This window comes from Pseudodesulfovibrio portus (assembly GCF_026000375.1).
GTDB classification, from domain to species: domain Bacteria; phylum Desulfobacterota; class Desulfovibrionia; order Desulfovibrionales; family Desulfovibrionaceae; genus Pseudodesulfovibrio; species Pseudodesulfovibrio portus.
In genome coordinates this window covers 1,864,639-1,878,611 of the sequence record NZ_AP026708.1, presented here as the reverse complement: position 1 = coordinate 1,878,611, position 13,973 = coordinate 1,864,639, and the positions used below count along the sequence as shown (strand labels likewise).

Annotated in this window: 8 protein-coding genes; 6 read left to right on the top strand and 2 right to left on the bottom strand. The window is 61.2% G+C overall.

Annotation, left to right across the window (positions count from 1 at the left end; genetic code table 11):
- Positions 1 to 10: 10 nt before the first annotated feature.
- Entirely contained in the window at positions 11 to 1,195 is a 1,185-nt protein-coding gene (locus tag OO730_RS09030) for an HDOD domain-containing protein (protein ID WP_264981119.1), read from the top strand.
- A 486-nt stretch (positions 1,196 to 1,681) separates the two neighbouring features.
- Here the strand turns inward: OO730_RS09030 and hcp are convergent, their stop codons facing one another.
- Positions 1,682 to 3,289, bottom strand: a complete 1,608-nt coding sequence (gene hcp / locus OO730_RS09025; RefSeq protein WP_264981118.1) for a hydroxylamine reductase — start codon at positions 3,287 to 3,289, stop codon at positions 1,682 to 1,684.
- Positions 3,290 to 3,504: 215 nt separating this feature from the next.
- On the opposite strand from hcp, the gene OO730_RS09020 reads away from it, so the two are divergent.
- The 4 genes from OO730_RS09020 (at position 3,505) to OO730_RS09005 (ending at position 10,668) form a co-directional block, all read left to right on the top strand.
- On the top strand, positions 3,505 to 7,050 hold the full coding sequence (locus OO730_RS09020; RefSeq protein WP_264981117.1) for a PAS domain S-box protein: 3,546 nt from the start codon (positions 3,505 to 3,507) through the stop codon (positions 7,048 to 7,050).
- Positions 7,051 to 7,119: 69 nt separating this feature from the next.
- Complete coding sequence (gene ercA, locus OO730_RS09015) at positions 7,120 to 8,289, top strand: alcohol dehydrogenase-like regulatory protein ErcA (RefSeq protein ID WP_264981115.1); 1,170 nt, start codon at positions 7,120 to 7,122, stop codon at positions 8,287 to 8,289.
- The gene (locus OO730_RS09010) at positions 8,279 to 9,553 is read left to right on the top strand and encodes a PAS domain-containing sensor histidine kinase (RefSeq protein WP_264981113.1); all 1,275 of its coding nucleotides are present in this window, start codon (positions 8,279 to 8,281) and stop codon (positions 9,551 to 9,553) included. The genes ercA and OO730_RS09010 overlap by 11 nt, the downstream gene beginning before the upstream one ends.
- A gap of 209 nt (positions 9,554 to 9,762) precedes the next feature.
- A complete protein-coding gene (locus OO730_RS09005) occupies positions 9,763 to 10,668 on the top strand; it encodes an HD-GYP domain-containing protein (RefSeq protein WP_323373352.1) in 906 nt (301 codons plus the stop codon).
- 322 nt (positions 10,669 to 10,990) lie between these two features.
- Here the strand turns inward: OO730_RS09005 and OO730_RS09000 are convergent, their stop codons facing one another.
- Positions 10,991 to 12,595 (bottom strand): lytic transglycosylase domain-containing protein, encoded by a 1,605-nt coding sequence (locus OO730_RS09000; RefSeq protein ID WP_264981111.1) that lies wholly within the window; start codon positions 12,593 to 12,595, stop codon positions 10,991 to 10,993.
- A gap of 174 nt (positions 12,596 to 12,769) precedes the next feature.
- Between OO730_RS09000 and OO730_RS08995 the strand changes: the two genes are divergently transcribed.
- Positions 12,770 to 13,594 (top strand): TrmH family RNA methyltransferase, encoded by an 825-nt coding sequence (locus OO730_RS08995; RefSeq protein ID WP_407681890.1) that lies wholly within the window; start codon positions 12,770 to 12,772, stop codon positions 13,592 to 13,594.
- Positions 13,595 to 13,973: the final 379 nt, after the last annotated feature.

Here is a 13,973-nt window from a genome sequence, read left to right as displayed (position 1 = left end):
GAAGGCCGGAATGGTTCTGGCTTCCGATCTCATCGCCTCTGACGGTCGGATGCTTTTCAAGTCCGGCACCGAGCTTGAAGACCGCCACCTGGTCCTGCTCAAACGGATCGGCGTGACCCAGGCCGACGTGGAGCCCTCCCTGGACAGCCTCGACGAGGAAACCCTCATGGCCGTCGAGGACTATGTCCGTGATTTCTTCCTGTACGTGAACCCGGATTTCGAACCCTCCATCCATATGTTCAGGGTCGCCCTGGAACTGACCGCCAGGAGCGTGGCCGGGGGATGGGAGCTGCCCGATGCGGACACCCGCCGCGCCGCCAGCGTGGAGCACATGGAGGACATCTTCATCAAGGGCATGGGCGACCCCTCCACCATCGTCAGGCACGAGACCGAACTGGCCAGTTTCCCGGATATCTTTTTCCGCATCAAGGAAGTCCTCGAGGACGAGGCCGCGTCCGCCGACCGCATCGCCAAGGTGGTCAGCACGGACATGAGCCTGGCCGCCAAGCTCATCAAGCTGGTCAACTCGCCCCTGTACGGATTCCCCCAGAACATCGACTCCATCACGCGGGCCGTGGCCCTGGTGGGCGCCAAGGAGCTGTCCACCCTGGCGCTGGGCATTTCGGCCATCAACTATTTCAAGGATATCCCCCCGGAACTGATCGACATGAGGACGTTCTGGCGGCATTCCATCACCTGCGGCATCTTCGCCAAGATTCTGGCCGGGACCCAGACCGGGCTTTCGCCGGAAAGATTCTTCATCGGCGGGCTGCTGCACGACGTGGGCAGGCTGATCCTGTTCAAGAAGCTGCCCTATGCCTCGTCCGAGGCCATGCTTTTCTCCCGCGAGAATTCCATTCCCCTGGTGGAGGCCGAACTCACGGTCATGGACTTCTGCCATACCGACATCAGCGCTCCCCTGCTCCAGGCCTGGAAATTCCCCCAGGGACTGGCCGACATGATCAACTTCCACCACTCCCCCATGGAGTTCCCCAACCCGCTGGAACCCGCCATCATCCACGTGGCCGACAACCTGGCCAATGCCGTGGAAATCGCTCAGGGCGGCATGTACGTCATGCCCACCCTGGATGAACAGGCCTGGGAACTGCTGGGGATCGATGCCGAGGAATTCGTCGAGGATGCCGTGAAACAGTACGCGGAACAGATCGACGTCATCATGAGCGCCTTTTTCTAGGCATTTCTCACCGTATAAGATTTGGGGTGACCCGGCTTCCGATAGCGGGCCACCTGCACATTTTCCCGGCGAAAGGCGTCCTCACCCTACGGGGGGACGCCTCCGGGGCCTTGCGCTGCTCTTCGCTTCGCTGGAGCAGCCAGGTTGGTGGTCGTGGGAATGGGGGGCTTGTGGTTGGTTGTTGAAGGCTGTGGGCTGGGTGGAGTTGGTGAAATTGATTTTCTGTAAATATAGATAATTGGGGCGTCGTCGGTCGGGGAAAATTCGCGACTCCCATATTGTAGTCCTAACCGAAAACCATGCTCCTTCGGCTCTTCGTCAGCCTTGCCGACAACCCGCCGACAGGCGCGCCAAAAAGCTTTGGAGGGGGAGCCCCGAGGGGGAACCTTTCCCGAAAGGTTCCCCCTCGGGCCGCCGGAGGCATCAAAAAGACCCGGCCCGTCAGCATTGCTGACGGGCCGGGTTGTTTCTTGGGTCTAGTCGGGACTAGCCGAGGAGTTCGGCGAGGTCCTGGTCGGGGGTGGTGATGGGGGCGATGTTGTAGTTTTCGACCAGGTAGTTGAGCACGTTGGGGGTGATGAAGGCCGGCAGGGTGGGCCCGAGCTTGATGTTCTTGATGCCCAGGGCGAGCAGGGAGAGCAGGATGGCCACTGCCTTCTGTTCGTACCAGGACAGGACCAGGGACAGGGGCAGGTCGTTGACGCCGCAGTCGAAGGCGTCGGCCAGGGCCAGGGCGATCTGGACGGCGGAGTATGCGTCGTTGCACTGGCCGATGTCGAGCAGGCGGGGGATGCCGCCGATGTCGCCGAGCTGCTTGTCGAAGAAGCGGAACTTGCCGCAGGCCAGGGTCAGGACGATGGTGTCCTTGGGGGTCTTTTCCACGAACTCGGTGTAGTAGTTGCGGCCGGGCTTGGCGCCGTCGCAGCCGCCCACCAGGAAGAAGTGCTTGATGTCGCCGGCCTTGACCGCGTCGATGACGGTTCCGGCCACGGACATGACGGCGTTGCGGGCAAAGCCGACCATGACGGAGCCTTTGTCGGTGTCGGCTGCAAAGCCGTCCATGGCCAGGGCGCGCTCGATGACCGGGGTGAAGTCTTCGTTGCCCACGTGCACTGCGCCGGGCCAGCCCACCAGGCCGGTGGTGAAGATGTTCTCGATGTAGTTCTTGGGGTCCTGGATGCAGTTGGTGGTCATCAGGATGGCGCCCGGGAACTCGGCGAATTCCTTTTTCTGGTTCTGCCAGGCGGTGCCGTAGTGACCGGCCAGGTGCGGGTATTTCTTCAACTCGGGGTAGCCGTGGCAGGGCAGCATCTCGCCGTGGGTGTAGATGTTGATGCCCTTGCCCTCGGTCTGCCGGAGCAGGGTCTCAAGGTCCTTGAGGTCGTGGCCGGACACGAGGATGGCCTTGCCTGCGGTGGCTCCGAGTTTGACCTCGGTGGGCTCGGGATGGCCGTAGGTGGAGGTGTTGGCGTCGTCCAGCAGCTCCATGGCCCGGATGTTGATGCGGCCGCATTCGAGACCGGCTTCAACGCATTGTTCCAGGGTCAGGTCGGTGGACAGGGTGGCGGCCAGGAGTTCCTGGATTTTGGCGTACAGCTCGTTGTCTTCCTTGCCGAGGATGGCGGCATGGTCGGCGTAGGCGGCCACGCCCTTGAGGCCGTATGTCAGGGTCTGCTTGAGGGACTTGAGGTCCGGGTTGGGTTCGGGGTCGTTTTCCACGCCGAACTGCCTGCCCTGGGCGACCAGGCCGGGGATGTCCAGCGCCGGGACGAGCACGGCCGGGCCGTCGAACTCCACGCCGGGGACCTTGGCCTTGAGGGAGTCTCGCAGGGTCACGCACTCGTTGATGAGCTTGACGAACCGGGCGTCGTCGAAGTTGACGTTGGTCAGGGTGGAGAAGACGGCCTTGACGGTGAAGAGATTGGCTTCGGCGTCTTCGATGCCGTTTTTGCGGGCGGCCACGGCAACCTGGGAAAGGCCTTTGGTCAGGTGGAGGAGAAGGTCCTGGAGGGTGGCGGTGTTGTCGGTTTTGCCGCACACGCCGATCTTGGTGCAGCCGCCTTTTGCGGCCTGTTCACATTGGTAACAAAACATGGTTTCACTCCTTTTTTTGGGTGGTGTTCTCGTTCGGTGGGTCGAGAATTAGCCCAAAGCGGAGCAGCGCAGTATGACTTGAGTCAAAAAACGGAAAAAGAAAGTAAAAAAGTGCGGCCCGGTTCATGACCATGGAAGTTGTTTTGCTTCCGCCCGCTTTATTCTTTCTCTTCCATTTGTTAGGGAAATGAATCTGAACCAAACCCGGTGGTGCCATGATACGCAGAGCCTTTCCCTCAGTGACGTGCCTCGCCCTTGCCGCTTTCGTGTTGCTGGCATGCCTGGCAGAGCCTGCTTCGGCCGAGACCACCCGGAAGAAGCAGATTCTGCTGCTCAATTCCTACCATCAGAATTTCGCCTGGAACGAGGCCATTTTCCGGGGGTTGTCCGACGTGCTCCGGCCCAGGGAGACCGGCATCACCCTGCACCTGGAGTACATGGACACCAAGCGTGTGGAGTTCAACGAGCCGTATATTCGCCAACTGCGAAACGTGTTCGAGCACAAATACAAGGGCATGCAGTTCGACCTGATCATGGTCACGGACAACAACGCCTTCGAGTTCATGCGCCGCAATCACGACTCCCTTTTTCCCGATGTGCCGGTCGTGTTTTGCGGGGTGAACAATTTCTCGGATGACCTGATCAGGGACCACCCCCTGTTTACCGGGGTTGCCGAGTCCATGGACGTGGCCGCCACCCTTTGGCTGGCGCTGACGATCCATCCCGGCACGTCGTCCATCTACATCATCAACGACTACACTCCCACGGGCAGGGCCGTGACCAGGGCCATCAAGAAGAGTCTGACGTCCTTCTCGACGCCCATTCCGCTGCGGTACTCCGGCAACCTCGATCTGGACCGGCTTCTCGAACAGGTCGGGGAACTGCCCGGGGACGCCCTGATTCTTTTCGGGGTGTTCAACCGCGACGTGTCAGGGCGGTTCTACGATGTGGCCGAAGCGAGCAGCGCCGTGGCCGCGAGCGCCGAGGCTCCGGTTTACGGGCTCATGGATTTCGATCTCGGGCACGGCATCGTGGGCGGCATGCTCTCCGGCGGCTACACCCAGGGGCAGTCCATGGCCCAGATGGCCCTGCACGTCCTGTCCGGGCGCCACCCGCAGGATATCCCGGTCATCCGCGACGGCCTGGCCAACCCCATGTTCGACTATCGGCAGATGAAACGGTTCGGCATCGGCCTGGACAGGCTTCCCGAGGGCAGCAAGATCATCAACCGCCCCAGGTCGTTCTATTCCGAATACACCGGGTATACCTGGCTCGGCGCGGGGTTTGCGGCCATTCAGACGGTCATCATCATGGCCCTTGTCTTCAACATCACACGCAGGCGGCAGGCGGAAAAGGACCTGCGCCGGGCGCAAAGAAACCTGGAAGAGCGCGTCCGGGAGCGGACCGCCGAGTTGCGTGGGTCGGAGGAGGCGCTCAGGACCGTGTTCGATTCCTCCCACGACGCGATCTTCATTCACGACGCCCAGGGTGAGATTCTGGAAGTGAATCAGCGCATGCTCGACATGTACGGCCTGAATGAATCGGACATCCCGAGCCTGTCCATCGAGAAGGATATCTCCAGCCCGGAAAATGCGGTGTACCGGCTCCCGAGCGTCTGGAAGGAAGTCATCAACGGCGAGCCGCAGCATTTCGACTGGCGGGCCCGCAGACCCCACACCGGAGAGGAATTCGACGTGGAGGTCTATCTCACGCGCATGGTTTTCCGGGGCAGGGAGGCCATCCTGGCCAATGTCCGCGACATCTCCGTGCGGAAGGAGTCGGAGAACCGCATCCGCCGGTCCCTGACCAAGTTCGAGGCCATCCTTGAAAACTCGCTCATGGGCATCGCCATGTCCGTGGGGCGCAAGATCGTGACCATCAACCGGCGCGGGGCCGAGATCTTCGGCTATTCCCCGCAGGAGCTTTTGGACAACAGCCTGAGCCTGTTGCTCGGCCACTATCAGACCGAGGACGACTTTGTGCGGGCCTCCAAGAAGGCCCTGTTCGAGCGCGGGGAGTTCAACACCGAGCAGGCCTTCCGCAGCAAGAACGGCTCCACTGTCTGGTGCCGCATGTATGCCAAGGCCGTTGACAGCAGCTCCCTGGACAAGGGCGTCATCTGGGCCTGGGACGACGTGACCGAGAACCGCCGCGCCCGCGAAGACCTGCTGCGCGCCCGGGAGGATGCCGAAGCCGCCAACCGCACCAAGTCGGAGTTCCTGGCCGCCATGAGTCACGAAATCAGGACGCCCATGAACGCCATCGTGGGCATGACCGACATCACCCTGCAGACCGACCTGACCGACGACCAGCGGGATTACCTGCGCACGGTCCAGGACTCGGCCAAGCACCTGCTGTCCATCATCAACGACATCCTGGACCTGTCCAAGATCGAGGCCCAGAAGCTGGAACTGGACCATTCGGACTTCGACCTTCCCTTCCACGTGGAGACCACCATCAAGGGGCTTGACCTGCAGGCCCGCCAGAAGGATCTGGAACTCGTCCTGCACATCGACGAATCCATCCCCCGATGCGTCAGCGGCGACACCCTGTCGCTGAGGCAGGTGCTGGTCAACCTGGTGGGCAACGCCATCAAGTTCACCCACCGGGGCAGGATCGAGGTCCGGCTGACGCCGGCCCCTCCCGAAACGGCTCCCGAGCCCGCTTCCGACGAGGGCGCGGACCGCATCGGCGTCACCTTCGAGGTGGAGGATACCGGCATCGGCATCCCCCAGGAGTTCCTCGATTCGATCTTCCAGAGCTTTTCCCAGACCACGCGCGCCTTCGGCGGCACCGGGCTGGGGTTGGCCATCTGCAAGCAGCTCATCGGCCTCATGGGCGGCGACATCGAGGTGCAGTCCACCGTGGGCAAGGGGAGCGTCTTTTCCTTCACCGTCTGGTTCGATCCGGGCGTGAGTTGCCCGATTCCGGCGACCGACAGCCGGGGGTTGCCTGAGGCCCCGTCCCGCCCCGTCCGCGTGCTCGTGGCCGAGGACAACGACGTCAACGTCATGGTCACGACCCTCAAGCTGGAGGACCTCGGCTACACCTATGCCGTGGCCGGGACCGGCCTGGAGGTCCTGGACCTGCTCAAGCGGGAACCCTTCGACATCATTCTCATGGACATCGAGATGCCCGTGCTGGACGGCATCTCCACCACTAAGGCGATCCGCTCCGCAGTGCCCGGCGGGCCCATTGCCAATCCGGCCATTCCCATCGTCGGCGTCACGGCCCACGCCCTCAAGGAATTCCGTGAAAAGAGCCTGGATGCGGGAATGAACGATTACGTGTCCAAGCCCGTGGATTTCCATGAACTGTCCATCATCATCAATCGGCTCATCGGTGCCGTGCCCCGTCCGGTCAAACAGGAATCAGACACGGAGGACCCTGCCCCGACCAGGCCGGAACCGGCCCGGGACGGCGCGCTGACGCCGTGGACCCCTGATGCGGCCATGGAGCGCCTCGGCGTGGACCCGGTTACGTTTGCGGACTTCCTGGCCACGGCGCGGTCGGAAATGCATGCCATGACCGAGGAGCTGGGCCAGGCGATCGGCTCCGGCGACCTGGACATTGCCGTTTCCCTGGCGCACACGCTCGGGTCCGTCTGCACCTCCATCGGCGCCAATGCGGCGGCCCGGTCAGCCGAGGCCCTGGAACGGGCATGCCGGGAGCGGTCTGCCCCGGACGAGGCCCTTGAGGCCTTTCGCAAAGAGAAAAAGCGCCTTGTGATAATCATGGACGAAGACGTCCAGGAATCGTAGCCTGCTAGAAGAACACAGGAAGAGAAGCGCCTTCTGCGGGCGGGGTTCATCTTCAACAGCGGGAAGATCATGAGCAAGAGCGACGTGTTGGAATTGAGAAAGTTCGTGGCCCCGGAGTTCGTCTTCGGAGCCGGGGCGGGAAAGCTGGCGGGGCAGTTCGCTGCGAACCTGTCCATCAAGAAGGCCTTGGTCGTGTCCGGGCCTGTCCTCGAATCCCTCGGCCTTACCGGGCAGGTCGTCGACTCCCTTGCCGACGAGGGGGTGGACAGCGTCGTTTTCACGGGTGTGACTCCCAACCCGCGCGAATACGAAGTCATGGAAGGGGCGGAGATTTATCGGCGGGAGGGATGTGACGCCATCGTGGCCGTGGGCGGCGGGTCGCCCATGGACTGCGCCAAGGGCATAGGCATCGTCTGCACCAACGACCGGCACGTGATCGAGTTCGAGGGAGTGGACAACGTCGAGCGGCCCGGACCGCCCATGATCTGCATTCCGACCACGGCGGGGACTGCGGCGGACATCTCCCAGTTCTGCATCATCAACGACACCAGCCGCAGGGTGAAAATAGCCATCGTGTCCAAGACCATGGTCCCGGACGTGGCGCTCATCGATCCCCTGCTGACCCTGTCCATGGGCGCTGAACTGACCGCGCACACCGGTCTGGACGCACTGACTCACGCGGTCGAGGCCTACGTTTCCAACGCCTCGTCCGCCGTCACCGACCTGCACGCCCTGGAAGCGGTGCGGCTCATCGGCCGGCACCTGTTGACCGCCGTGCGGCAGCCGGACAACATAGAGGCCCGCACCGGCATGATGCTTGCCTCCACCTATGCCGGGCTTGCCTTTTCCAACGCCATCCTGGGCGCGGTGCACGCCATGGCCCACAGTCTGGGCGGGCTGCTCGACCTGCCCCACGGGTTGTGCAACGCCATCCTCCTCGATCATGTGGCGGAGTACAACTTCGATGCCGCGCCCGATAAATACGCACAGCTTGCCCGATCCCTGGGAACGGTCATTCCCGCTGATGCGCCCGCCGGAGAGGTCAAGGAGCTGGTGCTTGAATCGTTCAGGGGCTTGAAGCGTGCCGTGGGCGTGGAAGACAACCTCTGCGCGTTGGGCATGACGCTCGAAGCCCTGCCCCTGTTGGCGGAAAAAGCCCTGGCCGACGCCTGCATGCTGACCAACCCCAAGCAGCCGTCGCGCGACGAAGTAATGGAGATATTCAAGAGTGTCTGCTGATCGCGACAAGAACCATGCCGCTGATCGAGAAAAACTTATCGGTCTGGGCAAACGTTCCATCAGCAAGAGTTACTACCCGGAACTCAGAAAACGGCTTGATGAGCTGGAGCATTTTCGTGCGTTGCTCGACAGGGTTTCCGACACCATTTTCGTGGTGGATGCGGATACCGGGATCGTCCTCGACGTTTCCGGTTCGACCAGAGCCATGCTTGACTGTGGTGCTTCCAGCCTCGTGGGGACGCCGTTCAAACGCCTTCTGCCCGACCACATCAGCCGACACGCGGACAATCTTTTTCACAGTGAGACCAAGAAGATTCGTCTTGAGACCGAGTTGATTTGTCCCGACAAGAAACGAGACCCCGTTCCCGTGGATATAAGTCTGCAACTGGTCACCCATCGAGACAAACGCAGGGCCATCATCGTGGCCCGGGACATCAGCGAACGAAAACAGAGCGAAGAAGCCCTGAAAAAGAGCCATGACCTCCTGGAAATTCGCGTTCGGGAGCGCACCAGGGAGCTGGACAGGGCCAACAAGGCCAAGTCGGAGTTCCTGTCCGTGGTTTCGCACGAGCTCAGGACCCCGCTCACTTCGCTGCTGGGTTTCGCCAAGGTCATACGCAAAAGGTTGGACAAGACGATCTTTCCCTTGATCGACACCAACGACGAAAAGGTCATCAAGGCCATCACCCAGATCGGCGAGAACATGGATATCATGGCCGCTGAAGGGGACAGGCTGACGGCGTTGATCAACGACGTCCTCGACCTTGCCAAGCTGGAGGCCAACAAGGTCGAATTCAAGATGGCCCCGGTGGCCCCCGGCGAGTTCATCAAGCGGGCCGTCCTGGCCACTTCATCCATTATCGAGGGTTCCGGGCTCATTCCCCTGTTGGACATAGAACCCGACCTCCCCCCGATTCGTGGGGATCTGGACAGACTGATCCAGGTCATGGTCAACCTCATATCCAACGCCGTGAAATTCACCAGCCAGGGGACCATCACCTGCCGTGCCCGCCTGGTGGGGGACAACGTACACATCAGCGTCTCCGACACCGGCGTGGGCATTCCGCCTTCCAAGCTGGACGCGATCTTCGAGGAATTCACCCAGGCTGACGAATCACTGGAAAACCGGCCCCGCGGAACAGGGCTCGGCCTGGCCATCTGCCGCAACATCGTCTTTGGGCACGGGGGTCACATATGGGTGGAAAGCGAGGAGCAACAGGGAAGCACCTTCATTTTTACCCTTCCGGTCCTGCAAGGGAGGTAGCCTCCCGCCTCAGCTTTCATGGACAAACCAGGGCGATTCCGGCCGGGCCTGATCAAAAAAAGCGGCGCGTTCTCTAGATATTATCACGATTTTTGCTAGCAATCCTCTCCCATTTATTTTATCAAGCGGGGGAAATGGATGCTATTTGTCGCGGAACCAGGCCGGTTTCTTACTTTTCTGTCTCTCCGGTCATGCTTTTCCCGGAGGCTTTGGGAGACTTTTCAGTCTACCTCTGGCAAGGAGGGGACTTTGTCCTTTACACCGCTTCCGGGCAGAAGTTCACCACCCGGCACAGACAGGTTCTGCACAAGAATGGCGTCAACGAAGTCTACGTCCAGGGCTCGGAAAAACCGCTTTACGAAAAGTACATCGAGCGCAACCTGGGTTCCATCCTGCTTGATGAATCCATGCCCATCGAGGTCCGGACAAAGGTCTTTTACGAGGCGTCCACCCTGGTTGTCCAGGATGTGTTCGACCGCAAGCTCCCCAGCGGCCTGCGTGCCCGCCATTTCGATCGCATAACGAACATCGTCAAGAATTCCATAAAATTCCTGGCCGACGAGAAATCCCTCGCCGCAGTGGCCCCGTTCATTTCGCACGACTACAAGACGTACACCCATTGCATGCACGTCTTCATCTATTCCGTGGCCGTGTTCCATACCTATGAAATGACGGAGTCCGAGGTCTTCGAATTCGGCCTGGGCGCGCTCCTGCACGATGTGGGCAAGGCCAAGATTCCCAAACGCATCCTGAACAAGCGCGGCCCCCTGACCCAGGCGGAACGGGAGATCATCAAGGAGCACCCGGTGCACGGCGTGTCCATGTGCGCGCACCTGCCCATGACCCAGAACACCATCAACTGCATCCTCTTCCACCACGAGACCCTGGACGGCTCCGGCTATCCGGCCGGCCTCATGGGCGACAACCTGCCTCAGGCGGTCCGGGTGATCACCCTGGCCGACATCTACGACGCCCTGACCACCAACCGCCCCTACGCCGAGGCCATGGAGCCCTACGAGGCCCTGTCCCTCATCCGCAACGACATGCGCGAGAATATCGATATGGCCGTGTTCAAGCGGTTCGTGGCTGTGCTCAGCGGCGCCGATATCATTTAGTCCGGCTTGCGATAGCGGGCCATCTGCACATTTTCCGAGCACCGTCCGATCCTCACCGTAGCGCTGCTATCTCTGCTGTCGCCATCTCTAAGACCGAGCAAGCTCGACCTAAGAGCTGCCGCACGCCTCCGGTCGGACGGCATTCGAAAAATGCACAACTGACCCACTCTCCCAAGCCTAGGGCAACGGGGTGCGGGGGGAGGCTCCCGTGCGGGACGGTTGCGTCAGGAATAAGACGGTTAATCATTCTGCAACCGGGTACAACCACGCAAAAAGGCCCGGCCAGAATTTTCTGGCCGGGCCTTTTTGAATTCGTTCCGTACTACTGGACGTATACCTTGAGCTTCTGCCCCGCGTAGATGGTGCCCCGCGAGTTCAGGGAGTTCCATCTGCGGAGGTCGGACACCTTGACGCCGAACTTGCGGGAGATGGAGGTCAGGTTGTCGCCCCGGCGCACCTTGTAGTGCACGAGCTGGGTCTTGACCTTCTCGGCGTCCTTGACGGCCTGCTGGGTGGCCTGGTTCGAGCTGTTGGGGATGTAGAGCTTCTGACCCACCTTGAGGCGGCTGGAGCGGAGGCCGTTGGCCTGCTTGATGGTGTTGACCGTGGTGCCGAAGGCCTGGGAGATGGACCACAGGGTGTCGCCCGAGTGGACCACGTAATTACCGCGTTTGGCGGCGATGGCCCTGGTCTTGGACGTGGATGACGAAGTGGAGGCTGTGCCGGAGGAGGCCACGGCGTGGGTGGAGCCGTTGCCGGGCACCATGACGTATTGGCCGGGGCGCAGGGTGTTGGACCGGGTGTTGTTGACCTTTTTCAGCACCGAGATGGGCACGCCGTAACGGCGGGAGATGCGCCACCAGGAGTCGCCGGAGCGGATGCGGTGGCGGGTGTACCCGGCGTAGGGCCTGGAGCCGGGATCGGCCAGGTAGGCCATCATCTTGTCAGCCTTGGCCACGGGCAGGTAGGCGGTGGCGGTGGTGTTCGGCGGGCTGACCTGGCGGCGGAAGGCCGGGTTGTAGTCGTGGAATTGGGTCCAGGTCATGCTGCCGGCACGCGCCAGGGCGAGCAGGTCGGTGCCGCCGGGCACCTCGACCGTGACCACTTCCTCTTCCTTGTCCCAGGACACGGGCTCAAAGCCGAGGGTGTCGAGATTCTGGAATATCTTGGAAATGGCGATGAACTTGGGAACGTAGTGCCTCGTTTCCCGTTTCAACCGGGTGCGGCGGGAAAGCTTGGGGTTCTTTTTTTTCAGTTCGAAGAAATTGTCGCAATTGGCCTGCTTCAGGGCGCGGGCGATCTTGCCTTCACCGGCGTTGTAGGCCGCCAGGGCGAGATACCAGTCGCCGAATTTGTCGTACAGGTCGCGCAGGTGGCGGGCCGCCGCGTCCGTGGCCTTGTAGGGGTCGCGGCGTTCGTCGATCCACCAGTCGGACTTGAGGCCGTACAAACGGCCCGTGCCGCGCATGAACTGCCACATGCCGCCCGCACCGGCCCAGGAGTAGGCCCGGACATTGTACCCGGACTCCACAAAAGGCAGGAGCACCAGGTCCTGAGGCAGGCCGTACTTGGTGAATATGCGGCGCACATGGGGCAGGTACGTCTGGGAACGTTCCAGCCACCGCACCATGGTTTTACGAGCTTTGTGGTTGTAATAGTTGAAGAAGAGCTCGACGTCCTTGGTCTCGTGGGGCTCCAGGTCGAACAGCAGGCCGAATCGGGAGTTGAGTACGGCCTGTTCGGCCTGGGTCAGGTCCTCCTGCTCCATGCCTTCGGGCGTGGCGGCCACCTCGGGCTCAAGGGCCTCGGCGTCCTCGGGAACCTGGCTTTCAGCCTCGACAGCGGACTCCTTCGGGAGCGATGCGTCGACGCCGGGTTTCAGGATGGTGTTGCAGCCTGCGGCGAATCCCGCAATGAACAAGGCCATTGCGAGTAAATATGCACATTTGAATGCTTTCAAATTTTCCTCCAAATTCCACACTTCATTATCAGATTCTTTCGGTACATGGAAGTCTAGAAAAAATCTGGAATGACTGAGGTGCGTGAATATCTGCTATCGTACCTTGCCTAGGATTGCAATAGCGGCGTAAAACCACTACAGATGCGGCCTGCCGCATGGCAAGGATGTGCAAATAATTGCCGTACGCAACCAAGAGGGAAACCAATGCAAGATAGTGGCCGGGATAAAAAAGACGGTAAAATATACGTAGTTGGCAACAAGCCGATCAAAGAACTCCTGATGGATAATCCACAGAAGGTGGACTTCGTCGCCTTTCGCAAGGGCCGTCATGACCAGGGCCTTGAGGAGATCATCGAACTCTGCCGCACGCAGAAAGTGCCCTACAAATCCGTGTCCGCCAAGGATCTGGACTATATGTACAAGGGCAACCACCAGGGTATCGCGGCCCGGTGCGCGGCCCTGGAATACACCCCGCTCGAAACGCTGCTTGAGCAGGCGACAGACGCGCCCCTGCCCCTCATCGTGGCCCTGGACCAGGTGCAGGACACCGGCAACGTGGGCGTGCTCGCCCGGACCGTCTACGCCCTGGGCGGTGCGGGACTCATCGTCTGCCAGCACCACGGCGCCTACCTCGGGGCCGGGGCCGTACGCTCCAGCGCGGGCGCACTCAACAAGCTGCCGGTGGCCAAGGTCGGCAACCTCGCCAATGCCATGAAGGACGCGGTCAACTACGACTTCACCCTGTACGCCGCCCGCGTGACCTCCGATTCCCGGGATGTCTACACCGCCGAATTCCAGACTCCGGCCGTGCTCATCCTCGGCAATGAGGAAAAGGGCATTCGCCCCGGCGTGGCCAAGTTCTCCCACCACTCGCTCCATATTCCCTTTACCCGCGAATTCGACTCCCTCAACGTAGCTCAGGCCGGGGCCATCATCGTCTCGGAATTCGCCAGACGGTTGCGGTAGGGGAGGCCTCCGGCGGCCCCTTCGGGGAAACCAGGGCGCTGCCCTGGACCCCCATTGCCGCCTTCGGCGGGGGCTCCTCGACAAGGCCCGCCGTGCCGGTTGGCGATTTGGACAAGAAATACGAGCAACGCCGTGCCATGATTCAAACATGGTTCGGCGTTTTTTCTTGCCCAAATCGCGGGTTTGTTTTTCAGGAATTCTTTTCTCGAAGCCTTTCTATTTTCCACGCGATTCCTTCGGAACATCCGACAGCACCCTTTCCCGCTTACCGCCCCCCCTCGCCGTCAGGCGACACAAAAAGTTTGGGAGATTTTCAAGAACCCTTTTCAAAGGGTTCTTGAGCCCCCGGAGGGGCCGTCGGCAGACCCGCCGGAGACTT